Origin of the sequence: Virgibacillus proomii (assembly GCF_018916875.1) — a bacterium.
In the GTDB taxonomy this organism is placed as follows: domain Bacteria; phylum Bacillota; class Bacilli; order Bacillales; family Amphibacillaceae; genus Virgibacillus; species Virgibacillus proomii_B.
On sequence record NZ_JAHLNO010000021.1, the window covers coordinates 71374 to 96584 of the forward strand.

Sequence of the window (25211 nt, forward strand, 5' to 3'; positions counted from 1 at the left end):
TCATGAATAATGTTTCTTCCATGTATTTTAATGCTGGCCAATTCTTGATATCATAATACATGAGAACTCCTCCTAGTTATTTTTTGTCCAAAACTATTATATAAAAGGGAGAGATTATGATCCAGTATATGGGTCTTTAACTTTAGATGAGGTCAAACGACTTCAGAGTGATAAAACCAAAACAGTAGTTGTTGTTCATATTAGCGGAATTGTTGCGCCGGAAATATTTGAAATTATTAACCTTATAGAAGATGCTGCTCATGCTGTAGGTTATAGCTATAGGGAGGGTTATCTTGGAGATATGCGGTAGAGCATGAAAAAAGTAATAAAGAAAAGAATCAGTTCTTTCTTTGGAATCCTAAAATCATAGTAGCAAGCTTATTTTCCTAAGTTAAGATTATCACTGTTATCTATAAGGTATCATTTCGCTATCGTTTTCGATTTCAGGGAATGGAGTAGAAGAGCTTATTAGGGTGATAAAATATAGTAATATTGAATCATTATGCAAGTGTCTAATTAAAGGCAGTCCAAAGACTGCCTTTAATTTAGAAAACCAAACTCGTGGAGGTTTTGAAGATAAAAAGTAAAATCTTCATCATCCAGATCCTCTAGTGTATCAGTAGCTCCTTTTGATAATAGAGCTCCAACAACTAGAGCATTTAGGTATTTATTTAGATACGTAGACTGGTCTCTTATTACAAACTCTGTGACTATTTCCCCGTCGCTCTCCAAAATAATATCTATACGGCGACCTTCTTGCTCATCTAATAGAATGTGATTGTAAACTTGCTCTTGGTTTTTTTTAATTTTTTTAAAATTCAATGGGTTTTCTCTGTTATCAATTATTTCTTCACCATGGCTTTTTATCTCATCTTCATTAAATAAGCTTGAAAGAACTTTGCTATCTGTAATAGAAAGAGCTGTATAGATATGCTTATAATTCAGTTGATTATCATTTGGGAGATCTAATAGAATACGATGGTCAAATTGTTTTGCTTTAAATTTCTTCTTTAAAATCTCTACTACTTGTTCGCGATTATAATATAGTTGTTGTTTCTTAGAATTGTATTTTTTCTTCAAAGTACCTAAGCTTACCAATTATAATACCTCCTTTACTTTACAGGGCTACCGTAAAATGAATGTGCTTTAGGAGTTCTTTTGTACGGATGCCAATGATAGTAATAACCTTTTTTTGGCTTACCATTTTTCCTATCTACCTCATGTATAGGCTGACCATTTCTATTTGCTCCAGCTGCAACAGCTTTTGCCTGATTTTTTGATACTGAATATACATCATTTCTACCTTTCATTCTACTAATTGCCTTGCTTCGCGATAAACCACCTCCAATATAGACTGATCCACCTCTTACAATAGCTCTAAAGTGATTATATTTTTTACTTTTCTTAGCTTTAGTAGCCACAACGTATGCAACACCACCAGCAATTATCATTGCGCCTGTTGTAAAAAGAGCTGCCAATAGTGCTTCTGACATTACAATTCCCACTGGGATAACAAAAGCGATTGATGCTTGTCCCTTGGTGGAATCCAAATTATATACTTCTCCGGTAGCTACATCAGTAATGCTTCCCTTGATAGTTTCTTCTGACAATTGAGAAATCTCTATGCTATACTTTTTCTTTGTTCCTTCTTCAGTTATAAATAAGTTGAATTGATTTGTACCTGGTTCAATCTCAAACCTAGCTTCTACTACTCCTATTTCATCGTCAGTAGTTGCTGCTTCCACTGTTACTGTATCATTTTCATTTGTAAAGTCTATATCTTCTACTGTTATGTTTTGCTCCTCTAATTCTTTATTAAGTGAATTTTTCAATTCTGATTCACTCAATGGAAGGCTTAAACCATTTTCATTAGAATCAGCATTAATTTGAGAAACGGGAAGAATATTGAAAATTAGAATAGCAACTAATAGAGTACTTATAAACCTAATAATTTTGGAGTTCATGTTATCACTCTTTTTTTTTATTTAAAAGATATTCCATTCAATCTTTAATTGGTACTCCTTTCCCATATATTTTTGAATTGCCTAGATTGGTAGATATTTTCTGCAGTTCTTTTTTAACAGCTTTATACCTATCCTTGTTTCTAGGAATATCTTTTTTATCTAATATTTTTATCACACTACTGGTTATATAGGGGGTAGCAAAGGATGAGCCGGTATATTGTGATTGACCGCCTTTAGAGCTGATTGAATTAATATTTTCACCAGGAGCTACAAAATCAATTTTGCCTTTAGCATTGAATTTAAGAGGGTTATTATCTGAGTCTATGGAACTCACTGAAATTACATTTGGATATCTAGCAGGGTAATCTGCATTTAAGCCATAGGTATTACCACTTGACGCGATAATTATTACTCCTTGGTTCACCAATTCATTAATAACATACCTTATATCTGATGAATCATTTCTAAATCCAAAACTAATATTAATTACATCAATATGCCCTTGCTTTTTTAAGTGATCTAAAGATTCTAGAAAAGCTTTGTAATCAATTTTTCCTTTACTGTCTATAACTTTGTATGAGTATAGAGAAATTTTTTTATTATAGGAATTTTCTTCTGAAAGAATGATTTCGCTAATTGGTGTCCCATGATCAAGGTCGTCACTATTTTCATTAACAAAACTCTTGGTTTCGACAATATTATTTTCTAAATTTGGAGTCGGATTTATACCGCTATCAATTACTGCAATATTAATATTTTCTTTAGAATACTTAGCATTGGCATTTGAATCATGTGTGTTATTGTTGCATCCAGAATTAATTAATATAGTAGAAAAGATCAACATATAAATAAATGATTTTTTGAACATTTTTCCATCTACTTCCATTTTTATTACTATATAATTCGATTAAAGTAAAGTATTATTAAATGAGTCAATTTCATAATTGCCCTTTTTAAAAATACAAAGACATACAGAATTTTAAAATTGTATTTTAAAAAACAGAAATCATGCTACTTGTTGCTGATTTAATTGTGCATTTATACGATCAGCAGCTAGTTTGGAAGCATTGTAAATAAGTGTTACCATGTCAAAATGAATTTTTGCGCGTTTCCCAGTGCGATAACGAACATTGTTAAGCTGAAAGAATTCCTTCAGATATGCATGAACCCGTTCGACAGCGGTACGACGTTTAAAAATGCATTTCGGGTCTTGAGGAACTTCAGCGCGTAGTTCGGCTAAAGGCACATCTAATTGAGCTTCAATTTTTCTATCATATAACGGCGAATTCACTTCTTTTTCAGCTTGTTCTTTTAGCTATGGTTCATGATCTTGTTTCGATTTACGTCCACGTTTTTTTGGTTCGGGTTTTAGCTTTTCTTCTTTTGACGGTGCTTGATCACGTGCTTCAAAATGAGTTGCATCGATGGCAGCTGTATCATCCAAGATAAAACCTTCTGCGATTGCTTGAAGGACAACATGATCTCGTTCTGTCTCTAAAACACCGCACTCGTCTAATTTCGTTACAAGCCGTGAATAAGAAGCCTCTGAAGGTACAGAGTCTGATACTAAAAATCCGCAATTCAATTTGAAAACAATATCATCATGTAGCCGTTTGACTAGATCTTTCATCGTTGGGATGTGTTCGACATATCTCACAAAAGTGGAAATAATCATAGCTGCATAATTTAGTTCTTCCGGCGCACCTAGTCGTGATTTTTTGGTTACTTTGTGATAAATCTTATCCAAATCTATCGCTGAGATAATTGCATCATATTTTTGGGTAGGTTCCATGTCGTATAATTCTTGAATGCTAAATAAGCTAGTTTGTCGTATAATGGTCATAGGGAGTACACTCCTCCAGTCTTTTTTTGGCTGTATAGCAACTACCATTATACAAGATTTGGGGAGGTGCTTCCTTTTTCGTGTCTCTAAGCCCTTGTGGTATAAGGACTTAGAATTATGAAATTCATTCAAATACAACCATAAAAGTGATTTTTCATTATGCCTAAGTAATCATCATATGGAAGAGAAATTAAATCAGCTACTAAACTCAAAGAAAAGAAATAAAGGTAGAAATAAACTTTTAAAAGAGGTCAGAGAAACAGCAACAGAGTTTAGGTTCTTTGTCAAATTTGGTGGCGGAATATAGCCGCTATAGCATCATCTCTTTTGACCTTAAATGATTTTTTAACCTTTTGTTGCCATAATATTTTCTTTTTCATTCGCTCAAAACTTTTGATCCCAAATGAATTGCATTTCAATACTTTTATGATGTTATTTACACCTTCAATATAGCCATTGTTAAATAGGTACATAAACGAATGAACAACTTCTTTCTTCCAGCGTTGGAATGTCTTCTTTACAGATTGAAATGCTTCTAAATTTGAGTTTTCCATACTTTTATACAGGATTCCAAGCTTGATTTTACGGTATTCTTGATTACTTTCTTTTAACCAATGTACTAGCTTATTCTTTAACTCACAAGCTTCTTTTAAGCGAGGATCTATAGGAGGCAACTTGCCCCCTCCTTTTCCTTCTCGTCTTCATCTAATTATAGATTGATTTCCATTTCACTTTTGTTTTCTGCTTTTACTACAAAATCCCTACGTCGTGTATTTGTGTACCGTACAGTTGCGATTATATCTCCGACTTTATCTTTTCCAGACAGCAATTTAGCATCTTATAATATGAGGTTTCAAAAACTAATGATCTATTTTCTAGAATTTCCTTGTAAAAGCTTTACTAGCATCTCCCTAACCACTTAATTTTTTATGAAATAATCGGGTTATTTAATATTAGTTTTCGCAACAAACCGCTTGGCTTATCAGTTTCTGGTGATAAGCAATTTATATCACCAAAGACTAGAAAGCTATCTTTGGCACGCGATATCGCAACGTTTAATAAACTATTTTTACTGTCTACAAAATGACATCCTTCCTTACCACCATAAACAGTGGATAGAATAATAAGCCTTCTTTCACCACCTTGAAATGTATGAACTGTTCCTACATCAACTAAATCTTTTATTTCTTTTGGTAATCGCCTTTTAATTTCATTAGCTTGTCTTCTAAACGGAGTAACTACACCAATAAGTTCTCCTAAAAATTCGTTATCATCATCCGCAGAATTATTATTTTCAACATATGATCTCATTATTTTATCGAAATTAAGTCTGATCCATTTCACTACTTCCTCTGCTTCTTTGGTGTTATATCTGCTTCCTGAGGCTGTTTGTGATTGGTCAGAGTCAATTTGCAAATAGCCAAGGTGTGGGATTCCTAGTTTATAAAGAGCGTATTCAGGATCTTCAGAACCAAAGCCACGTTTTGGCTCAAGCATCCCTTTATAAACAAGTTTATTACAATAATCAATAATTTCGTTATAACATCGCCTATGTTCACTTAAGAAGAGCCCTCTTACATTATTTTTAACATATTTACTGCATTTACATGCTATTTTCATAACACTAGACGATGATGTATTTAATCCGAGCTCTTTTAATGTCTCGAATTCCTCTTTAGATTGGATGACTTCTGTAGTAAACGCTAAAGACATATCTAATGACTCATTAATATTCCAAACAGGTTCAATTTGATAAACATCCCCAACTACTACCGCTCGTTTCGCTAATGCAAAGGAACCAACAGCGATTTCTGGTGAGACTTGTCCAGCCTCATCAATAATTAATAAATCGATAGCATTATATAGGTAAAAGTTTTTGTTCGTTGCCACATCATAGGCTTTGAGCAGTTGTGATAATTGGAAAAATGTCATAACGAAACAAGGAGTAATCATACTTAGATTTCCATAGATTTGCTCTAATACGTTTTTAAAGTTCTTTCCAATTTGTCTTTCCGTAAGCCTCTTTGCTTCCAACCATTCACACTCATAATAATGAACAGCTAACCAGAATACATGATATCTTAACGTAGTGTCAAGACTCTCATTAAAATGATTTAGCGAATCAAATGTATTCTTACTATCTAAAATATTTAATTGACCTAATTTATCAATATACTCTGCTATCTCTTGCTCTATCTTTTTAACTTTGGCGTATTCCGCTTGTTTACTTTGGTACTGACTTCTTAACTTTTCCATCCTATCTCCATATATTTTTATAATATATTCTTCTGTTATTTTTTCATGTGGAAAATCCTCATCAATAGTAAGGAAGCCATATATTCTCATATTTCGCTTTTTTTTGATCGCTGGTATAAATGAAAAATACTTTTGAATAAACGGTGTATTTTTAAAGTGATTCTCCCACTCCAATAGTCGGTTCTTGTTTTTCTCAAAAGTGCTTTTTCCTTTATCGATTTCACGTTGAATCCAGTCTAAATAGAAGTCAATTGTCTTGTGTTTTTTTATGTAGGGATCTATTTGGTGAATTAATGTGATCAATTCCTTCTGAATCCTGTTTATTTTAGTCAATCTACTATGAATTGCCTGCTTACAGCTTTCTATATCTCTAAAAGTTTGATGAAAAAACAAACTACATTCTTTTAGCAACTTTTCCTTTGATAGACTTATATTAATATCACTTTCAATTTCTTTAAAAAATGCTTCTCCTTTAGGATTCGTATAGTGAATACCTTTAGATCTTGCTTCTCGTTCTTTTAATTTAGATGGAAAATATACACCGAAACTATTGACCCCTTCAATCCACCTTTTAGTGAGATTGCTAGCGTATAAAGCATCATTTTTATCAGCAGAGGTAATAAAAGATTCAATAATGTTTGTAACTGCTTGGTTATTAGTTGAAGTGGCTACAATAAATGGTGCTTTTTCTTTTTGTAGCGCCTTCTCTACATATAATGTTGCAATTAGTGATTGTAGTAGGGCAGTTTTCCCTGTACCAGGTGGTCCATTAACCGCAAGTATTTCCCCCTCCTCCATCTCATTAAAGTGGTTTACACATTCTCTTTGGGATGGGGATAACGAGTATTGGTTATTCATTTGAGCTACATGCTTTTTCATCGCTAGTTGATCATTTTCAACTAACGGGAATTCATCTTGAAAACCTCTATAAATAAATGACTGATAGAGCTTAAGATTATTAATATCCTCTTTAAGAATATCATCGTACAGCGCAATAATACCTTTATTCGCATCTATTGACTTATCTTTAATGACGTATATATTAGATTCGAATTCCATATTATGAATATTTGTATCTGTAAGCTCTGCTTTTGTTACAGCTTTAAACATATCTTTAGCAAACTCGAAATACGTTGTCCAACTTTTATTCTGTTCTAAACGCTGAAAGTTATTACTTATGTATTCGTCAATTTCTTTCATACTTCCAATAGCTAACTCATCATCTATTAAAGGAAATAAATATTCACGAGGTATCCATGGTAGCTTATTATTATTTGGGATCTTTAAATAACCCTCTTTATTAATAACAGCTGGAATATAGAACACGCCTGTCATTTCATCAACCTGAGTATTTTTTTTAGTTTGATCCATATAATTTGTCTTAATCGTTTTGGCAGCAATGATAATGTCTTGCTCGGTTTTCTGAATCCATTTTTTATTTTCATTCATTGTCAACTTTCCTGATTCAATCGTTTCTAAATCAGTAATAAAGAATTTTTCCTTTCTAAAGTCTATCTTTAATTTTGCTGCTAAACTTTTACGATAATAATTAGTGAATTGATGCAATTGATTAAATCTCCTTTTCTATAAAGCACTTTTAAAGTATTTTAGAGCGAAATTGTTTTACTCAATTAATTCCACTACTTTAGAAATTTTTAATTGTTGAAATGAGTTAACTTCTCATTTTATATAAAGCACTTTTAAAGTATTTTAGAGCGAAATTGTTTTACTCAATTAATTCCACTACTTTAGAAATTTTTAATTGTTGAAATGAGTTAACTTCTCATTTTATATAGTTTAAATTCCATTCCATTTAGGTACTTATACCTACAACCTTTTTTACCACTAAATACTATTTTAAAAATTTTACAACTATTTGTCCATGAATTCGAATATATTCGCTTTCTTTGTAAGCGCCAAATAGTCCCCACCTGTCATCAGATGGGGACTATTTGGACAAGAATGTACGATTATCTTCATTTGATAAATGTGGTGCGCCTATAAATACAAAAAAAGTTCATGAACAGGTGAAAGTTCAAAGGTTGGATAAATACATTAAGCAATATAGCTGCTCCAAATTTTTAAAGAAAAAGATTATCCCTCAAACTGGGGAAAGAAAATATTCCCCATAAAAAATTATAGTAAAGATTAGTATACTTTTTTTCTGTCTACTATAAGAGGATCATAACAATCAGTGGGGATTTTCTTTTATCTTTTACCGATTATTAGATGTACAAAATCGAACATTCGACTTACAGTTGGATCCTCTACTTATCCTCTGAGATTTCACCTCGTAGCATGGAAGGGCGGTCTTACTGCCAGTTACGTCTGGATAAAAGATGTTCAAGTTAGACTGGGGACACTCTGACATTCAAACCACTTTAACTATCTATACCCAGGTCACCAATGCTACAAAAAAACAGCCCATCTGTTTAAAAACCATGTGGATTTTTAAATATGGTAGCCGTCACTATAACTTCAAACAAAAAACAGCACTTTCCAAGATGTGAGAAAAAGCTGTATCCCAATAGTAACAAGGGGTTTTAACGTTTTGAGAAATATACAGATAAATTTTAAGTATATTGGATACATCGTAATCCACTTGTATCAATGTTTTATATAATTAATAGTGGATAAAAATGTATGAAAAAGGATTGAAAATGATATTACTTGAACCAATTTGAGAGAGTATAAAATATTTTGTGTAAATGAATAAAACGACGAAAAAGGAAGACCTTTTCTTGGTAGAATTAAGTCACCACAACCAATCCTAGAAAAGAGGTCTTCCCTATGAACCAGTTTACAACAGAAATCGTCGAAGCTCTAGTAAAAAAACAAGATATTACCGAAGTTTTTCGGACGCATTTAGAAGCAGCCATCAATACGCTACTGGCAACAGAACTAACGGCTTTTTTAGATTACGAAAAATATGATCGAATTGGCTTCAACTCCGGCAATTCACGTAATGGTTCATATTCACGTACATTACACACGGAATACGGTGATTTAAACATCCAAATTCCACGTGATCGTAACGACGAGTTCAAGCAACAGACAATCGCCCCCTATAAACGTTCAAATGACACGTTAGAATCAACCGTTATTCACCTCTTCCAAAAAGGGATTACGATGTCAGAAATCGCCGGTTTAATCGAAAAAATGTATGGCCATCATTACACGCCACAGACGATTTCCAACATGACAAAAGTGGTCACAGAACAGGTAGAAGCCTTTAATAAACGTCCCTTAAATGCACGCTATGTCTGCGTTTATTTAGATGCGACCTATATTCCTGTTCGTCGTAAAACGGTATCTAAAGAAGCTGTTTATATCGCTGTTGGTATTCGTGAGGACGGCTCAAAAGAAGTACTGGCCTACACGATTGCACCAACTGAATCTGCTTACAACTGGCAGGAACTGCTCACAGAACTCAAGGAACGTGGTGTCGAAGAAGTGCTTCTGTTTATTTCTGATGGCTTAAAAGGCATGGTGGATGCCATTTCTACAGTCTTTCCGAAAGCACAGTACCAAACTTGTCTAGTACATGTGGCACGGAATATCTCCCACAAGGTCCGTGTAGAAGATCGTCAAGAAATCTGTGATGACTTTAAAACCATATACAAGACTAACTATATAAAGTCAACTAGCTTTAGCGACGACATTTAACTGTGTATGGCAAAATAAAAGTGCAAACTTTGCAAAGAAAAAATGCAGAGTCTTGCACTAAATTTTTGTGCAAATAAAAAAGAATTGCCAGTCACCCCAAGTTCCACTACATTAAATTGTGTTGATCAAAATAATATCGTGGTCAACATGTGGTCAAATACTATTTAAAGGCATAAAAAAGACCCTTTCCACCGAAGTGAAAAGAGCCTTGAAACATAGAGATATTAACGTTTTGAGAACTGTGGTGCACGACGAGCGCCTTTAAGACCGTATTTCTTACGTTCTTTGAGGCAGGGTGTTTAACATATTACACAAAAAGCCCTAAAATGCCTAAAAATCAAAGTTTAAGGGTATTTAACAAAATATCGGTCTACCAATTTATCTGTGTTTATATTAAATTTACATTCAGATTACATTCAATAAGCTAGAATTACATTCACTAATTTATATTAAATGTCACCTTCAAATTTTTCACCCTTAGTGAATACCAAAACAAATAATATATTAAAAATGTGCAGAGAATCCTCTTGATGTTTTAGTTTTTCCTGTAGTTACATTATTCTGTTCAAGCCCCCTCCTCTGTAATATCCTCTTTATCTTTCATCAAGATAAGTTTGTATTAGAAATAGAGACATAGAACCAGCTAAATTAACTGCTAGCTCTGCATGGCGAGCAGAAGGTTTATAGTATTGTACTTTCCCTTTTCCGTGAGCATCACCATGTATATTTCTTAAATTTCCTAGTCCATTAACAATTGATGAGCATCCACCTAAAATTTGTTTAAAAAGTTTTTGGTTATGTTGTTCAGGAGATAAATTTAGTTCATTAGCTACCAACTTATATATGTCATGTAAATTAGCACTTTTGCTGTAATTTATATTTCTTTCATCCAATATATATTTCAGAACGCCTTCTACAAGTGTTCTGGATAAAGTTATAGCACCTTCAGGATCATTTTCTATTCTCTCTACAGCTGTGTTCCAGTAATTAATGACATGTTCAGAATTAAATATTTGTAAGTTCTCACCAATTGATTCAATTAAGGGTAGTTTCTCCTGATCTTCAAGATATTCTAGCAGTTTATTAAAGTCATCCCATATAAATTGTCTTCTTTCAGCATATGTAGGGAACTTATACTTTATAAACTGCCAAAACTGGGAAAGGTCTCTATTATTTATTACATAGCGGGGTAACAACTGTTTAGTTTGACCATTTTTCATGAAATAACTTCTAAGTTCAATATAATGGTCGTCATTAACCGGGCCATCGTTAGTGCTCATATTAATTAATAACCTTTGCAAGTATTCCGCCTTCTCACAATCACTTATAAAATCATCTAAGTTTGAATTTTTGCTTGCCTCTAATAGGTTAACATGTGTATTATTCAAATGAACCACCCTTCTTAAATGATGCGCTATTTAAGTACCGCCATTACGTAATAATGGCAGCATTTGAATTGTAACTTTTCTTGACAACCCAGCCTAAGTAAAACGGGCGCTGAATCTTGCTCCTCTCTTACGCCGCTTACTGATTTCACTTTTTGCCTATTAAAGCCACATGTCGAATGTTGAAAAGGCGAAACAAAATTTTACACGCAAATTTCAAAAGGTACCAAATAGTTTTTTGCAATGCGGTCTGAACGTAGAGTCGAACTTTCTAATAAACGATTACATTCCACTTCTAGCATTTCAATATCTAATTGTGATTTGCTAAGTGAAGATAATAGTAAACGTGCATCTGAAACCAAAGACATTAGCTTCTCATATGTGAGTGCGTGGGACGCCCCTGCTACAGCAGCGCGAGTAGCCTTATTCTTAGGATGCACACTAACTCTTACGCAATCGTATTCCGGATATTCACTTGCAAACCACTCTGCCGCTACCAAGAGTTGCCCATGCTGTTCCTTTGTCAATGCATTTTTTTCTTTTTTCCTACTCTTTGCTTCAATAACAAATCCAACTCTTTCTGGTAGTAGCCAAAGTACATCCGGACCTTCACCGTCTAAATCGTGACGTTCAGAGCTGAGTCCAATCATAGCAGCCAAATCGCAAAGAGCTTGTTCAAATCGATTAGCTGTAGCATCTTCATGCAAATTTGCTACAACTTCCTCGAATGATTGTAAAAACCCCTGTCGGAGTCGATAGCCTCCTATTTTCTGAGCAATTGCTCTTGCCTGTGAGCTTGGTATAGATAAGGGACGATATGGTGGAAGAATTCTTGGTCTAATTAAGTTTCTGTTGTTGGCAAACGCTTGACGTTGTAGGTCTAAAGCTCTATCTGCGTTCCCCCATCTCTCTGCTATACGAGCTGCTAATTGTTGAAACCATCCACGCATTTGTATATCAAGAGCTTGTTCATTATTTTTTACCACTTGTTCAAGTTTAGCAATTGCTTGTTCATGATAACCATCACTCCAAAGATTTATTGCTTTCCTTTCCGCTTTTGCCTGAGTAAAATGGAAATCATTAGACTCATCTTCATCGACCAATTCAGCTAGAGTTTCAGCGTGGTATTCAATCCAGTCTTTATCTCGATCTATACTTCTTTGAATAGTTTGTGCTAAATCTTTAAGACTTCCTATTTCCTTACTTACTTCAATTCCCATATCTAATTGAGCTCTGGTTGCACTAGTAAGGAAACGAAAGTTCGCATCCTTTGCTACCCAAGATGAAATATCTCTTCCCACTAATAGAATTACACAATGATCCCCTGCTCCACGAGCACCCCTACCTATTCCTTGCTCAATCCTTTGAGCTAACATACGAGTGATAGTCGTCCCTCCGTATAGCGCACTTGCTCTATAAAGCTCATAATCTGATGTTCCTGATGGTAAGCCATTCATAAGAAGGATTCGACAGGAGTCTCCAGGCAAATCCATTCCATCATAGCGATTGGCAAAGACAACAGGGCCTCTAATCTCTTCTTTTTGCAATTTAGTAACCAAACTTTCGACTTCTTTTGACCCCTTTGCCACAGTGGCCACTTCCGACCAAGCTTCTGTCGCTTTATCAGATGGAACCAGAACAATCGACCCCACGTCTAATTTATCCGCGGCCCATTTAATTATTCTTTCACCATGTTCCTTTTCGTATTCAAATGACATTAATTCAGGAATAAGGATCATTCTTTCACTAATACCTGCCAAGGAACGAGATTGAAGAGCCTTTTTAACAGAATCAGGATTTACATCAAAAGTTCGAATAATTTCACTATCATCTGCAATAGTTGCTGACATATAAATTCTTCTAGGTGCGTCATAGAATGTTGGAAATACATTTAATAAGGGAAGAATGGGTGTAATTGTAAAAGCTTCTTTACTTACAAGTGCGTGGCAGAGATGAAGTTGATCCCTCAGTAAAGGCCAAACTAATCTATACTTAACCGAATCAGATTTTAATTGCTCCCTAACCGCATCTAATTGTTCATGCCAAGCCCAGTAGGGTACTTCCAGAATTGAATAGTCAGAACCAGACACTATATCTTCTAATGTCCCTAGTTTATCAATATCCCTAAATGATTTTCGAAATAAGTCAACTAGTTCTAGATAACGAGAAGGGTTATCCTTAGATTTCACTTTAAGAGTAAAAGAATCACGAACTACAGAAAAAGCTGCATGTGCATCGTCAAGAATAACTGCCGCTACATTCTGAGGATTTACTTCACCTCGAAGACCAAATTTACTTTTTCCATTAAACAGTGCCTTATACGTCCCGACCATAATAGCTTTCCCATTAACAAAGTCTTCATCAAGTGGTTTACCTGTTACATATGGTACAGCATGGATACCTAATTCATCCGCCTTTTCAAGTGTTTGCTGAACAAGTTGTGTTGTCGGAGCTAAATAGAGAACTGGTTCACCAGTCTCGTTTTGAGTAGATTGTGCCATAAGTAATCCAACAAGAGTCTTGCCGCCTCCCGTATGTAATTTCAGTACTATATCCTTTTCATTTCTACGTTCAAACCATTTTTGAAGAATCTCAGTTTGACTAGTATATAAGTCATTAACCCCCTCGGGTTTTGGTAATCTTCTAAATATCTCTGTAGGATCTATCGACTTCGATTTTGATTTTTTTGACTTTAGTTTTTTAAAATCAACCATATCATCCACTTCCTCTTAGTTTCAGTTATATATAGGACGATTTTATCACAAGTATATAAAAATTCCCTCTACTTTTCCTATAATGTGTAAATATTAACTATAACTAAACTATTCTACTTGTTAACCCAAAAAGACCGATTCAAATATATAGATCGATTGTTAAAAAAATATTACAAAGTCCCTCATCAAAAATCAAAATATTTATTAGCCTTATTATTATATTTCTCACAGGCTCTTTTACTCAAGAGCTCTGTTATTTTTGATTATCCTATTTAGATATATATCAATGTATTTTCTTTAAAAAGGAGTTTTGTATTATTGGCATCATATAAAAAATATCAATCTAAATCAGGCTTACGCTGGCTGGTTCAAATTAGCTTGGGTAAAGATCCCATTACTGGTAAGTATAAAAGTACTACTAGAAGAGGATTCAAAACAAAGAAAGAAGCAGAAGCTGCTGCAAGAGAAATACTTATAAGACATTCTAAATTTATATGTTTTCTTTATAGCCTTTAAAAAATGTATAATCAAACTTAACGAATAAACCTACACATTGCGGGAAATTTTGAATCTCATGCACAAATTCATATGAAAAAAGCCCATCACACATTAAGGCAATGAGCTAGGAAGGAAGTTCTTAAATCTAACTTTATCTTTATTTTACAAATAGTTCATTTCTATTTTTCACTTGGGCCATTTCTAATTTATTATACTGTGTAATTGTGCTTTGATATGCGTCACCTTGATATTTCTCGTACTCTACAGTAACAACTACAGCATAATTAAAAAAGTCAGAAAGGTGTTCTTCAATATTTCTATCCATAGCATGTAATACCAAGAATGGAGAATCTAGATTTTTATATTGTACAGAAACACCTTTTTTCACAATTGTATCCCATTTAAATTCAGCTCTTCTTTCTTGTTCATTCAGATACCTTGTGCCTGACTTTGTAATAGGAAACCGGCTTTGTTTCCAATTTTGATTCAATAATTCCTTTACCTCATCTTCCTGAGTGATTAGATTCCTTTTGTAATTATGCTTTCTATCAGGAGATGTAAACTTATACTCGTTTGCATTTGGATAAAAGTATTCCTCAATCCCGCTTGTTGTGTAATCTTCCGTATTTAGAGGATTAGGTTTTGCGGCAAAAGCAATAGTCCAATAGATATTTACCTTTCCATTATAATCAAGATCCTTTACTATCGGGATTTCTAACCGAGCATATTTTTTAGGTAGTATCCTTTGTTTATATAAAACTGTAACTCTATTACTATCGCACCCTAATATATCTTCTACCTTATTTGGAGTTGCACCATAACCTAAATACCTATCAAATTGCATGTTAGGATGAATTGAACTATTTATAATTAATGCTTTAGCAACCAATGGATCAACCAAATTACATCTTCCCATCAACTCCGCCGCTTTTCTAGCCACCAACGGTGCAGCAAAGCTAGTACCACTAGCAAAAAAACGCGAACTTCCATCTATACCCACCAAATGAAAAGGGTTTCTTTCGCAACCACCAAATTCTACTATGTCAGGCTTTACCTTAGCTCCTTCTCTCCCCTCTCCAGTACTACTATATGGCGCTCTAATTATTTTTTGTTCTAGATCAAATGTATAAGCTCCAATACCTAGACCATTTACAGTATCCGAGGGAGATTGAATTCTTCTACTATCATCGTCTTCCAAATCACCATCATTTCCTACAGCTACTGTAAATAACCTTTCTCCATTTTGTGATAGACTGTCGATTACATACGTGAATCTTGAAATATAATCATCTTCAATAGGTCCATATGGACCTATTGATAAATTATATATTTTTATATCCGTTCTTTTGGGTACAACCTCTTCAATAACATCTATAACTTCATATAAGTCTACATCATTGGGATCAGATGGAGGAAGGACACGGAAGCTCTCCACATTTACAAATGGGGTTTCAAGCGTATCTTCTTTCCCGTATTCCTTTAGATCACCATAGAGGATTGTACCTACCACTCCCGTTCCGTGTTGGATAAAATCTGGGATTTCTTCTGTTTCAATAGAATAATTTTCTTTAGAGAAATCTTTAAAATACGGAGAATTTTCTTTGAGTCCCCCGTCAAACACTCCCACTAAAACAGATGATTTTGTTTTTTCAGGCGGAGGTTTTGGCAAAGATAGGTTAGTTAGAGATCCTCTAATTTCTGGAACTCCTCTAAAAACCATTGGATGTACAGTTCGAATTGGATTAAAATTTACCAAGTGCTCTAATGTTTCCCGTTCCACATATGCACTGATGAATGTTGGGCCAGGTGAATAACTGCGAATTTTAACCTTATTAGGATTTCCCCCATATTTATTAAACAGATTCATAAATCTTTCTTCCGCTACATCTTCCAAGTTACCAAACGGATGTAAAACAAATTCAACACGCCCACTATCCCAGTCTTTATTAAAAATATTTAGAAGATAATTGTTATCCCCAATATAAAATTCCTCCACTATTCTAATGTCATCAATAAAACCTTTAGGTAATTCAGAAGACTTTTGATTAAGTAGATGCTCTAAATACACTAGTTCATCCTCTGACATTCTTAGGAATATACTCTTCCCCTGCCTTATTTTCTCTTTTCCATTGTTCACTTCTTTCTCCTGCCATTTTTTTGAACCAACGTCTTTTACTCCCGACTGCTTTATTAAATTATTGGGATGATATGATTTCGCGGTATAACCCAGAGCCATTTTCATGTTAAATATTACTTCATCTAATCTATTTTCAGGTGGAATTTCTTTAACTTTGCCTTTCACCGTATAAATCTGACTGAGTAGTTTGTTCCTTGCCTCTTCATAAGATGGTCTTCTGTCAGTAATAGGGGCACCCGGTCTATTTTGATCTGGAAAAATATAGTTCTCTCCTCTACCTAAAATAGGTCTAAATTTATCATCCATCTAAATTTCCTCCTTTTTATTTTAGATAATACTGTATAGTTGAAGGACTTTTTCCTAACCAACTAGCTAAAGTCCTTATAGAAACATCTAAGTTTTCCTTTGCTAATTTACAAAACTTCTTGTTAAATTCAACAATATCTCCTTTTATAAAATCGGGTAATTCCCTAAGTAAAGCATTTTCAAGACTTATTTCAGAAAGAATAGACTTCCTTTTAGCTCTTTCCACTAACTTGCAAATATCAGCACCTGACAATCCTTCAGCCATCCCACCTATTAATTGAATTATATTGACTACATCTTTATTCATTTCAATATTAGTTAGTTCGTTCAACAGAATTTGGATTCTTTCCTCCTCTTCAGGCAATCTAATTTCAATTGCCCTATCAAATCTCCTCCAAATTGCGTCATCTAATAGGCTAGGATGATTAGTTGCTGCAATTAAAATGGTGTGGCTAGGCCAATTCTCTAGTTCCTTTAATAGCACATTTACTATTCTTTTTAATTCTCCTAAATCAGACATGTCATCTCTTCTTTTAGCTACGGCATCGAACTCATCCAAAAGTAGGATTGAGGGTCTTGATTTTGCATAATCTAAAACTTTTTTCATGTTTTGCCCGGTTTTTCCTAGATAACTCGAAATTGTACTAGAAAGGTCAAGAACAATTAGGCTGAGGTCAAAAACCCCTGAAATATATTTTGCAAGTTCCGTTTTTCCAACACCAGGAGGCCCATATAATAATAAAGAACTAGGTGGATTCAATCCCACACTCATAAGTTTCTTTGATTCCTTTCTCTCTTGGATAAATGTATCAATTAGCTCATTAACCTTATTCGTAAAAATCGGTCGTGCAATTTCTATCGGTTCATCAATTGTTGCTAGAGAGAAAAGTGTCTCAGTATCAACAGGTGAATCCCCCATCCCTATTGATCTTTTTGTACTAGCACCAACTCCATGTTGCGAAAGTGCCTCAGCTATCTCATCTGCAATTCCGGGATGAGTATCCTTAATTCGTCTAATTAACCTCATGGCAATAGACCTTACAGTTCTATAATCCTCATCTAACGATGCTCTGATAAGGGTTGGCAACAATTTTTCTAAACTCATCGTATCATACACCTCAATTTACTATTTAAATAATACACAACAAAAACACTTTAAACACAACATAATTTATTAATGGTGTATTATAATATTACCCATTCAATAATTATAATACACTTAAGTGTATATTTTAACAATAAAAAACTTAATTTTTGAATAAAAAAGTGAACCTTTTATTCTCGAGATAGGACTCAATAAATTTATAACTCATATTTTATTGCTAGCACAGCAGCCTCTATCTTTAATGGATTGAGTTAACTTAAATTTAGTATTAGTATAGGAATCGATAAACGGAAATAAATCCCTAACCAACGCTCTCTACCTTTTATGCTTAAAAAAAGTTTAAAGTTACTTTGGTAAATTCTCCGGTTTATCTACACAAAATGACAGAAGTAATCAGTAAAACTATATTAATCCGCTGATAAAATACGTCTCGTCTTTTAATTATTTATAAAGGAGTTTTGTAATATTGGCATCATATAAAAAGTATCAATCTAAATCTGGCATACGTTGGCTTGTCCAGATTAGTTTGGGGAAAGATCCCATTACCGGAAAATATAAAAGTACAACTCGAAGGGGGTTCAAAACAAAGAAAGAAGCAGAAGCTGCCGCAAGAGCAATTCTCACACAACATTCGCGGGGAACTTTTATAACTGAAAATAAAATTACCTTTGAGGAAGTATATAACGAGTGGATGTTATCAGAAGAAAGACGATTGAAACCATCTACGATGCACAGTAAAGCTATGAAATTTAAAAAGCATATTTTACCGTATTTCTCAAAACTATATATACAAAGAATAAGTTCTGATCATTGTCAGGATTTTATTGATCAGCTTTCGTCTAAGATTAAATCATTTAAAGAATATGGTAATCAGTTAGAGCTGCTATTTCGTTATGCGATTAAGATAAAGATCATTGTTAAAAACCCTATGGATTTCGTCATCTATCCGTCTATTTCTGACGAGCAACAATACTCGCAGGATGGATTGAACGTACTTCACTGGGAAAAGGATACGGTTCAGTATTTCTTAGAAAAATGCGAGGAAGAATTGACCTTTAGGGAATATGCCTTATTCAGAATGCTCCTGTTTACTGGTATTAGAAAAGGCGAGTTAGGAGCGCTTCTTGAAAGTGATATTAACACGGAAAAAATGAGCATCACTATCAATAAAACACTGTTTTGGAAAAGTCAAAAGTATTCATTGCTTACTCCTAAAACCCCAAACTCTAGAAGAGTCATTTTCCTCGATCAAAAGACATTTGAAGTTCTATTACACTTAAAAGAATTAAACCAAGAGTTACACAATGATTTTGGCAATCCAGAGATAGAGCATTTCTTATTTCCAAGTGTTTCTGATTTAAAACCAATGCGACATTCTTATCCAAATAAATTATTAGAATCAGCATGTAAAAAGTTTGAGGTATAATATTAAAGTTCATGGGCTTAGGCATACACATGCCTCTATGTTATATGCAGCTGGTGCTCGAATGAAGGATATACAGAGGAGATTAGGACATGCAAGATTAGCGACAACCATGGATACCTATACTCATCTGACAGAAAAAAGTGAAAAGCATTTAAATCATCTGCTTATTGAATATCTAAAATCAAAGAATAATGGTCCCCAAAAGATACGGTAGTGAATGTAATTAAAATAATTCCAGTCACTTTCCAGTCAATGCACCTTTTTTTATTAAAAAAGCCTGCTTGGAATCGAGTTCCAAACAGGCTCAAACCCAGTAGTACCAAGGGGTTTAACGTTTTGAGAACTGTGGTGCACGACGAGCGCCTTTAAGACCGTACTTCTTACGTTCTTTCATTCTGGCGTCACGAGTTAGGAAGCCTTCTGCTTTAAGTGAGCTACGGTATTCTGGGTTAGCTTCAAGCAATGCACGGGCAATTCCGTGACGGATTGCTCCAGCTTGACCAGTGAAACCACCACCGTGAACATTAACGATTACGTCATATGTTCCTTGTGTTTCAGTTGCTACTAGTGGTTGATTTAAAATTAACAGCTGCGTTTCATATGGAAAATAACCAGCTGCATTACGTCCGTTGATCGTAATGTTACCTGTTCCAGGTACTAAACGTACACGAGCAGTTGATTTTTTACGACGACCTGTGCCATAGTATTGTACTTGTGCCAAATTCTTTTACCTCCTTTTAGTTACCCGCGAAGCTCATAAACTTCCGGTTTTTGTGCTTGATGCGTATGTTCTGGTCCTCTGAATACATGTAGTTTCTTAGCCATTCTACGTCCTAGAGGGCCATTAGGAAGCATACCTTTAACTGCTATCTCCAGCATACGTTCAGGGTATTTCGTACGCATTTCGTATGCAGTACGTTCTTTTAAACCACCTGGATAATTTGTATGGCGGTAGTATATTTTGTCTGTAATTTTATTACCAGTCAATTCAATTTTCTCAGCATTAATAATAATTACATGGTCACCAGTATCTGCATGCGGTGTGTAAGTTGGCTTATGCTTTCCACGAAGGATTGTAGCAACTTCACTAGCTAAACGACCTAATCGTTTACCTTCTGCATCAACAACTAACCATTTGCGTTCAATGTTATTTTCATTTGCCATGAAAGTTGTGCGCATGAGTGTTTCCCTCCATATCCTTAAAATCAAAAACAAATTCGTTCGTCTATTTCAACATAATTAGTTTCCGGGGCTAATCATGGTTTTGAAATAAAATGCCATAGATCATAATACACCAAATGCTAGCATAATGTCAAGAGTTACTCCTCATTATTCACACTTTTTCTCCATATAAGTGTGTGTTCAAAAAGGAGGATAAAAAACGGTCAAGGATAAGATCCCAAGCGACCTTGAAAAAGCAGTGTACTTTTTCTGCGTGTGATGCGGAGCTGACGTAATTTCCTTTCCTTGAAAAGCCGCGGTGTATTGCTGGCGAAGCATACTCTGTCCTGTTGTAGTGCCAACACTAGCACATTCCTTTGCGTCAAAGTTCGAGGCGACGCAGTTTTTGATAGCGGGCTGTATAGGTCATAATGCCTTCTACGTTGCACACAGGACGTGAGCAATTTTAGTAGAAGATCTTTTATTAGATACATGAAGTACTAGTATAGCTTCCTTGGCTCATTCCTACGCAGGAAAAGTTTTTTTCATTTCCAAGAAGCACAGAAACAAGTCAATAAAGAAAACTTAGCTAGCGGCAAGCACAGCTAGACGCTAGCCTAGTTGCACTTAATACTTAGAACTTAAAATTTTTGACTTTGCTAATGAACTTCAATGCTTTATACGTTCTCACGTGCATAGAATTTCGGAGTATCCTTATTACCAGGCCTTTTTAAATAACCTATATTAGAACGTTTAAATAGTACTTAAAAATAACCGCGTGAATTTCCTTTATTTCATTATAAAGTGGATCTTCAATCAGTAGGGATTCTTTCCCCCCTACCTGATTGTTAGTACGCAAGAGTATGACCTAAAAGCCTCTGAACAGAATCGGACATTTGACTTGCAATTGGCTCTTCCACTTATCCTCCTAGGTTTCACCTTGTAGCATGAAAGAACGAACTCATATTTCTAAATACAAGCCTTCTGTTGATCAAAATGCTACTTCTTCATGCTTCGAACTTCGCATTCGCAGGACATACTAGTGTCAATCATTGCAATCCGACAAGCAAAACTATCGACAGCATTACACCACATACAGAAAAAGAGCTTTTCCTTTTTACCAGACAAAGTAGCTTAACAGCGTTACACTCCGCACAGCAATTTTTGGAAGGATAAGAAAAGGTTTCAATAGTGACACACCATTCAATGCTTTTCATTCAAGGTCATTGCGTTGTTCTGTACCGACCGCGCTCCTCTTTACCCTTTAAACACGAGTACGTACATACACGTTTATTCTTCTTACACTTTATACAGTACGTGTATCGCTCATATTCATTTCACAAGCCTTTTCAACTGTTTTAAGGGGTTTTTTGTACTTGTCATTCCTTTAATACTTCACACGCCACAAATAAAGCCCCTGTGGCGGCGCAGTATCACCTGCTAGTCTTCTATCCTTCTTTGCAAACAATTCCTCTATTTCGTCTTGATTTCTCTTTCCTTGGCCAACATCTAATAAGAACCCAACGATAATCCGTACCATATTATACAAAAAACCATTTCCTCGAAAGATAAATTCGATTTCTGATCCTCTTTTTTCACAAGACACTTGATACAGCGTTCTTTCTCTGCTCCCTTTTGTTTCTGCTTTTGCAGAAGAAAAGGTCGTGAAATCATGGGTTCCCTCAAAATAGCGGCACGCCCTTTGGATAGATGAAATATCTAAATCATACGGGAAAAAATATGCATAATTACGTCTAAACACATTAGGTTCCGCTTCATTTAACACGTAGTAACGATATTCCTTTTCAACGACATCGTATCTTGCATGAAATGTATCGTGAACCGTCTCTACCTCTTTAACGTAAACATCATCAGGGAGTAATGTATTCAGTGCTTGTTTCCAATTATTTAAAGGAATGTCATAAGGCGAATCAAAATGGATGGTCTGACCGATGGCATGTGCCCCTCCATCCGTCCTCCCGGATGGATGGATCCGGATATGTCTTCCCTTATGCATTTTCATTAAAACATCTTCTATTATTCCTTGAATCGTACGTTTTCCCGGTTGTATTTGAAAACCAGAGAAAAAAGAGCCGTCATATTGAATGGCGCATTTCAATCTTTCCATTTTATTGCCCTTTCTTACCTAATTTCTTGTCAAGATTAATCCAATAATAACAGTACTAAATAATATATAGATTATGATATCAAGTTTGCCGAATTTTAATTCACGCAGTTTGGTTCTTCCTTCACCACCTTGGTAACCTCTAGCTTCCATTGCCATAGCAAGTTCCTCAGCACGTTTGAAGGCACTCACGAATAATGGAACAAGTAATGGTACGACAGCCTCTACCCTATCCTTGATCGGTCCCGTCCGAAAGTCCACCCCTCGTGATGCTTGCGCTTTAGAGATCTTTTCTGTCTCCTGTAATAATGTCGGTATGAACCGCAATGAAATAGACATCATTAATGCCAGCTCATGTACAGGAAACTTCACTCTTTTTAATGGGTGCAGAAGGCTTTCGATCGCATCGGTTATTTCTATCGGTGTTGTCGTTAGTGTTAAAAGCGAGGTTACTAAGATAAGCAAAAAGAAGCGCATCGAAATAGCAAACCCTTGAATAAGGCCTCCTGAATAGACTTTAAAGGAAAAAATCTCGAAAACAGGCGTACCTTCCTTCGTAATAATGATATGAAGCAAGAAAGTAAAAATAATTAAAAACCACACAGGCAGAAGACCTTTTAAAATAAATCGGATCGGTACTCGTGATGTAAACATACTAGCTAAAGCAAAGGTAGTAAGTATGGCATAACTCCAAACATTGTTCGCTAAAAATACAATAAATACAAAAATAAAAATAATAGTGATTTTTGTTCGTGGATCAAGCCGGTGAACAAGGGAATTCCCCGGTACGTACTGCCCAATAACAATGGCATTATTCATGGACGCTTCCCTCCTTGATCACATTAGCTATTGTACTAGCAAGCTCTTTTTCAGTCTGACGGGTAAAAGGAATGCTTACTCCAAATCTTGCTTCAAACCGATCAAGAAATGTTACTATTTCTGGAACATCAAGTTGAACTTTCTGTAATGCTGCTTTTTGTACGAAAACTTCTTCTGGCTTACCTTCCATATATTTTGTTCCTTTGTTCAGAATAATCACATGGTCAGCATAGGTAACGGCATCCTCCATACTATGTGTAACTAATATCGTCGTCAGCCTCTCCTTTTGATGTCTATCATAGAACATATCCATCATTTCCCTTTGGCCTCGGGGATCAAGTCCTGCTGTAGGCTCATCGAGAACAAGCACTTTTGGCTTGGTTGCCAATACACCCGCAATTGCAACTCTCCGCATTTGTCCACCGCTTAAATCGAACGGAGATCGTTCTAAAAAGTCTTCCGTTAATCCGACTGCTGGCAGCACCTCATTAATACGCCGTTGTATTTCGCTATCCCCAACACCAAAATTTTTCGGACCAAAGCTAATGTCTTTAGCGATTGTTTCCTCGAATAGTTGATGCTCCGGATATTGGAATACAACGCCGACACTACTTCTCAATTTTTTCATATCCTTTGGCTTCTTGTCAGGGGTTAAGTGATAATCACCTATCCATACTTCTCCTTCTGTAGGCTGAAGTAAACCATTTAGATGCTGTATTAATGTCGACTTTCCTGAACCTGTATGTCCAACAATGGCGACAAATGTACCTGAAGGAATATGAAAATTCAACTGATCGATAGCTTTATGAGCGAATGGCGAATTCTGCTGATATGTATAGCTTACGTTCTTGAATATAATGTCCATAATTCCTCCAACAATTCTTTATGATTTAATGGTTCCTGACTAATCGGAATACCCGCTTGTTTTAATTCATTAGCTAAGGTTGCTATAAACGGTACATCCAAACCAATTTCCCGCAACTCCTGTTGTTGAGAAAAAAGCGTTCTTGGCGTTGTTTCCTGCCAAACTTCACCCTCATTCATAACAATAACGCGATCTGCTTGAACTATTTCCTGTAAATCATGTGTAATTGTCAGTAACGCTACATTGTTTTTCTCTTGGACCCCCGTAACGGTTGCCATTATTTCTTTTCTTCCTTTTGGATCAAGCATGGCAGTTGCCTCATCCAAAATGAGAACTTTTGGCGATATAGCTAAGACACTTGCTATGGCAATACGCTGTTTTTGTCCTCCAGATAGACGATGAGGTTCTGTTAAACGATAATCTTGCATACGGACAGCATCAAGCACGACTTCTATACGGGTAAGCATGTCTTCTCTTGAAAAGCCTCGGTTCTCCATGCCAAACGCAACATCATCTTGTACAGTCGTTCCAACAAATTGATTATCGGGATTTTGAAATACCATCCCTACATCTTTTCGGATATCCCAAATCGTTTCCTCTTGAACAAGCTTGCCATCAATATAAATTTCTCCTTCTTGAGGAAACAACAGTCCATTCATAAGTTTTGCGATGGTTGATTTACCGGATCCATTATGGCCGATAATGGCTACCCATTCCTCTTTATAGATTTCAAAACTGCAATTTTTTAATACCCAAGGCTGCTCTTCTCCATATCGAAACGATACATTTCTAAACTCAACCAATTTATTGCTCATCGATTACTCCTCCTATGTCTCCTATCCTTGGGAATTTGGTATTCTAGTATTAAAGTATCCGATTTTTATATCAGCAACGTTATCGCTGTCTCACTTACTTTAGTATTGCTACATAGATATCTGACA

At 35.2% G+C, this 25211-nt stretch carries 19 protein-coding genes and 3 pseudogenes; 5 read left to right on the plus strand and 17 right to left on the minus strand.

Translation table 11 applies throughout. The features are described from left to right. Positions 1-100: 100 nt before the first annotated feature. Positions 101-310, plus strand: coding sequence for a DegT/DnrJ/EryC1/StrS family aminotransferase (locus KQI21_RS16925; protein ID WP_216484560.1), 210 nt, complete (start codon positions 101-103; stop codon positions 308-310). A gap of 230 nt (positions 311-540) precedes the next feature. On the opposite strand, the gene KQI21_RS12370 is transcribed toward KQI21_RS16925, so the two are convergent. From KQI21_RS12370 to KQI21_RS12395, 6 genes and pseudogenes are all read right to left on the minus strand, one after another. Continuing rightward, the gene (locus KQI21_RS12370; protein ID WP_216484496.1) at positions 541-1098 is read right to left on the minus strand and encodes a hypothetical protein; all 558 of its coding nucleotides are present in this window, start codon (positions 1096-1098) and stop codon (positions 541-543) included. Between the two features lie 14 nt (positions 1099-1112). After that, positions 1113-1964 carry an SAR2788 family putative toxin gene (locus KQI21_RS12375; RefSeq protein WP_216484497.1) on the minus strand — a complete coding sequence of 284 codons (852 nt, stop codon included), beginning with the start codon at positions 1962-1964 and terminating at the stop codon, positions 1113-1115. A 37-nt stretch (positions 1965-2001) separates the two neighbouring features. Beyond that, complete coding sequence (locus tag KQI21_RS12380; RefSeq protein WP_216484498.1) at positions 2002-2850, minus strand: S8 family peptidase; 849 nt, start codon at positions 2848-2850, stop codon at positions 2002-2004. Positions 2851-2970: 120 nt separating this feature from the next. Continuing rightward, positions 2971-3807: pseudogene (locus tag KQI21_RS12385) on the minus strand (transposase). Positions 3808-4091: 284 nt separating this feature from the next. Beyond that, positions 4092-4481: a transposase gene (locus KQI21_RS12390; RefSeq protein ID WP_216484499.1), complete on the minus strand. Its 390-nt coding sequence runs from the start codon at positions 4479-4481 to the stop codon at positions 4092-4094. A gap of 253 nt (positions 4482-4734) precedes the next feature. Further along, the gene (locus KQI21_RS12395) at positions 4735-7629 is read right to left on the minus strand and encodes a DEAD/DEAH box helicase (RefSeq protein WP_216484500.1); all 2895 of its coding nucleotides are present in this window, start codon (positions 7627-7629) and stop codon (positions 4735-4737) included. Between the two features lie 1224 nt (positions 7630-8853). Between KQI21_RS12395 and KQI21_RS12400 the strand changes: the two are divergent. After that, positions 8854-9693, plus strand: a pseudogene (locus KQI21_RS12400) (IS256 family transposase); the annotation flags it as partial. Positions 9694-9953: 260 nt separating this feature from the next. On the opposite strand, the pseudogene rpsI (KQI21_RS12405) reads toward KQI21_RS12400, so the two are convergent. From rpsI (KQI21_RS12405) to KQI21_RS12415, 3 genes and pseudogenes are all read right to left on the minus strand, one after another. After that, positions 9954-10019, minus strand: a pseudogene (gene rpsI, locus KQI21_RS12405) (30S ribosomal protein S9); the annotation flags it as partial. Between the two features lie 303 nt (positions 10020-10322). Next, complete coding sequence (locus KQI21_RS12410; RefSeq protein ID WP_018709159.1) at positions 10323-11117, minus strand: abortive infection family protein; 795 nt, start codon at positions 11115-11117, stop codon at positions 10323-10325. Between the two features lie 200 nt (positions 11118-11317). Continuing rightward, on the minus strand, positions 11318-13828 hold the full coding sequence (locus tag KQI21_RS12415) for a DEAD/DEAH box helicase family protein (protein WP_216484501.1): 2511 nt from the start codon (positions 13826-13828) through the stop codon (positions 11318-11320). Between the two features lie 318 nt (positions 13829-14146). On the opposite strand from KQI21_RS12415, the gene KQI21_RS12420 reads away from it, so the two are divergent. After that, on the plus strand, positions 14147-14344 hold the full coding sequence (locus KQI21_RS12420; RefSeq protein ID WP_216484502.1) for an Arm DNA-binding domain-containing protein: 198 nt from the start codon (positions 14147-14149) through the stop codon (positions 14342-14344). Positions 14345-14483: 139 nt separating this feature from the next. On the opposite strand, the gene KQI21_RS12425 is transcribed toward KQI21_RS12420, so the two are convergent. Together KQI21_RS12425 and KQI21_RS12430 are read right to left on the minus strand one after the other, a co-directional pair. Further along, positions 14484-16769, minus strand: a complete 2286-nt coding sequence (locus KQI21_RS12425; RefSeq protein WP_216484503.1) for a S8 family peptidase — start codon at positions 16767-16769, stop codon at positions 14484-14486. Positions 16770-16785: 16 nt separating this feature from the next. Continuing rightward, positions 16786-17874, minus strand: a complete 1089-nt coding sequence (locus tag KQI21_RS12430) for an AAA family ATPase (protein ID WP_216484504.1) — start codon at positions 17872-17874, stop codon at positions 16786-16788. A 466-nt stretch (positions 17875-18340) separates the two neighbouring features. Between KQI21_RS12430 and KQI21_RS12435 the strand changes: the two genes are divergently transcribed. Next, complete coding sequence (locus KQI21_RS12435; RefSeq protein WP_216484505.1) at positions 18341-19300, plus strand: site-specific integrase; 960 nt, start codon at positions 18341-18343, stop codon at positions 19298-19300. Between the two features lie 37 nt (positions 19301-19337). Further along, positions 19338-19514, plus strand: a complete 177-nt coding sequence (locus KQI21_RS12440; protein WP_216484561.1) for a site-specific integrase — start codon at positions 19338-19340, stop codon at positions 19512-19514. 114 nt (positions 19515-19628) lie between these two features. Here KQI21_RS12440 and rpsI (KQI21_RS12445) read toward each other — a convergent pair whose 3' ends face one another. From rpsI (KQI21_RS12445) to KQI21_RS12470, 6 genes are all read right to left on the minus strand, one after another. Further along, complete coding sequence (gene rpsI / locus KQI21_RS12445) at positions 19629-20021, minus strand: 30S ribosomal protein S9 (RefSeq protein ID WP_216484506.1); 393 nt, start codon at positions 20019-20021, stop codon at positions 19629-19631. Positions 20022-20041: 20 nt separating this feature from the next. After that, the gene (gene rplM, locus KQI21_RS12450; protein ID WP_216484507.1) at positions 20042-20479 is read right to left on the minus strand and encodes a 50S ribosomal protein L13; all 438 of its coding nucleotides are present in this window, start codon (positions 20477-20479) and stop codon (positions 20042-20044) included. 1369 nt (positions 20480-21848) lie between these two features. Continuing rightward, positions 21849-22589 (minus strand): tRNA pseudouridine(38-40) synthase TruA, encoded by a 741-nt coding sequence (gene truA / locus KQI21_RS12455; protein ID WP_216484508.1) that lies wholly within the window; start codon positions 22587-22589, stop codon positions 21849-21851. 18 nt (positions 22590-22607) lie between these two features. Further along, positions 22608-23405 carry an energy-coupling factor transporter transmembrane component T family protein gene (locus tag KQI21_RS12460; RefSeq protein WP_216484509.1) on the minus strand — a complete coding sequence of 266 codons (798 nt, stop codon included), beginning with the start codon at positions 23403-23405 and terminating at the stop codon, positions 22608-22610. Further along, positions 23398-24270 carry an energy-coupling factor ABC transporter ATP-binding protein gene (locus tag KQI21_RS12465; protein ID WP_216484510.1) on the minus strand — a complete coding sequence of 291 codons (873 nt, stop codon included), beginning with the start codon at positions 24268-24270 and terminating at the stop codon, positions 23398-23400. Before KQI21_RS12465 ends, KQI21_RS12460 begins: the two co-directional genes overlap by 8 nt. Next, positions 24246-25085 carry an energy-coupling factor ABC transporter ATP-binding protein gene (locus KQI21_RS12470; protein WP_216484511.1) on the minus strand — a complete coding sequence of 280 codons (840 nt, stop codon included), beginning with the start codon at positions 25083-25085 and terminating at the stop codon, positions 24246-24248. The genes KQI21_RS12465 and KQI21_RS12470 overlap by 25 nt, the downstream gene beginning before the upstream one ends. Between the last annotated feature and the right edge of the window lie 126 nt (positions 25086-25211).

Bases quoted from the DNA above. Each gene is read 5' to 3' on its own strand.
- KQI21_RS12375 (WP_216484497.1), bottom strand. From the start codon at position 1,964: ATGAACTCCAAAATTATTAGGTTTATAAGTACTCTATTAGTTGCTATT.
- KQI21_RS12380 (WP_216484498.1), bottom strand. From the start codon at position 2,850: ATGGAAGTAGATGGAAAAATGTTCAAAAAATCATTTATTTATATGTTG.
- KQI21_RS12415 (WP_216484501.1), bottom strand. From the start codon at position 13,828: ATGGTTGATTTTAAAAAACTAAAGTCAAAAAAATCAAAATCGAAGTCG.
- KQI21_RS12425 (WP_216484503.1), bottom strand. From the start codon at position 16,769: ATGGATGATAAATTTAGACCTATTTTAGGTAGAGGAGAGAACTATATT.
- KQI21_RS12430 (WP_216484504.1), bottom strand. From the start codon at position 17,874: ATGAGTTTAGAAAAATTGTTGCCAACCCTTATCAGAGCATCGTTAGAT.
- KQI21_RS12440 (WP_216484561.1), top strand. From the start codon at position 19,338: ATGTTATATGCAGCTGGTGCTCGAATGAAGGATATACAGAGGAGATTA.
- rplM (WP_216484507.1), bottom strand. From the start codon at position 20,479: ATGCGCACAACTTTCATGGCAAATGAAAATAACATTGAACGCAAATGG.
- truA (WP_216484508.1), bottom strand. From the start codon at position 22,589: ATGGAAAGATTGAAATGCGCCATTCAATATGACGGCTCTTTTTTCTCT.
- KQI21_RS12460 (WP_216484509.1), bottom strand. From the start codon at position 23,405: ATGAATAATGCCATTGTTATTGGGCAGTACGTACCGGGGAATTCCCTT.
- KQI21_RS12465 (WP_216484510.1), bottom strand. From the start codon at position 24,270: ATGGACATTATATTCAAGAACGTAAGCTATACATATCAGCAGAATTCG.
- KQI21_RS12470 (WP_216484511.1), bottom strand. From the start codon at position 25,085: ATGAGCAATAAATTGGTTGAGTTTAGAAATGTATCGTTTCGATATGGA.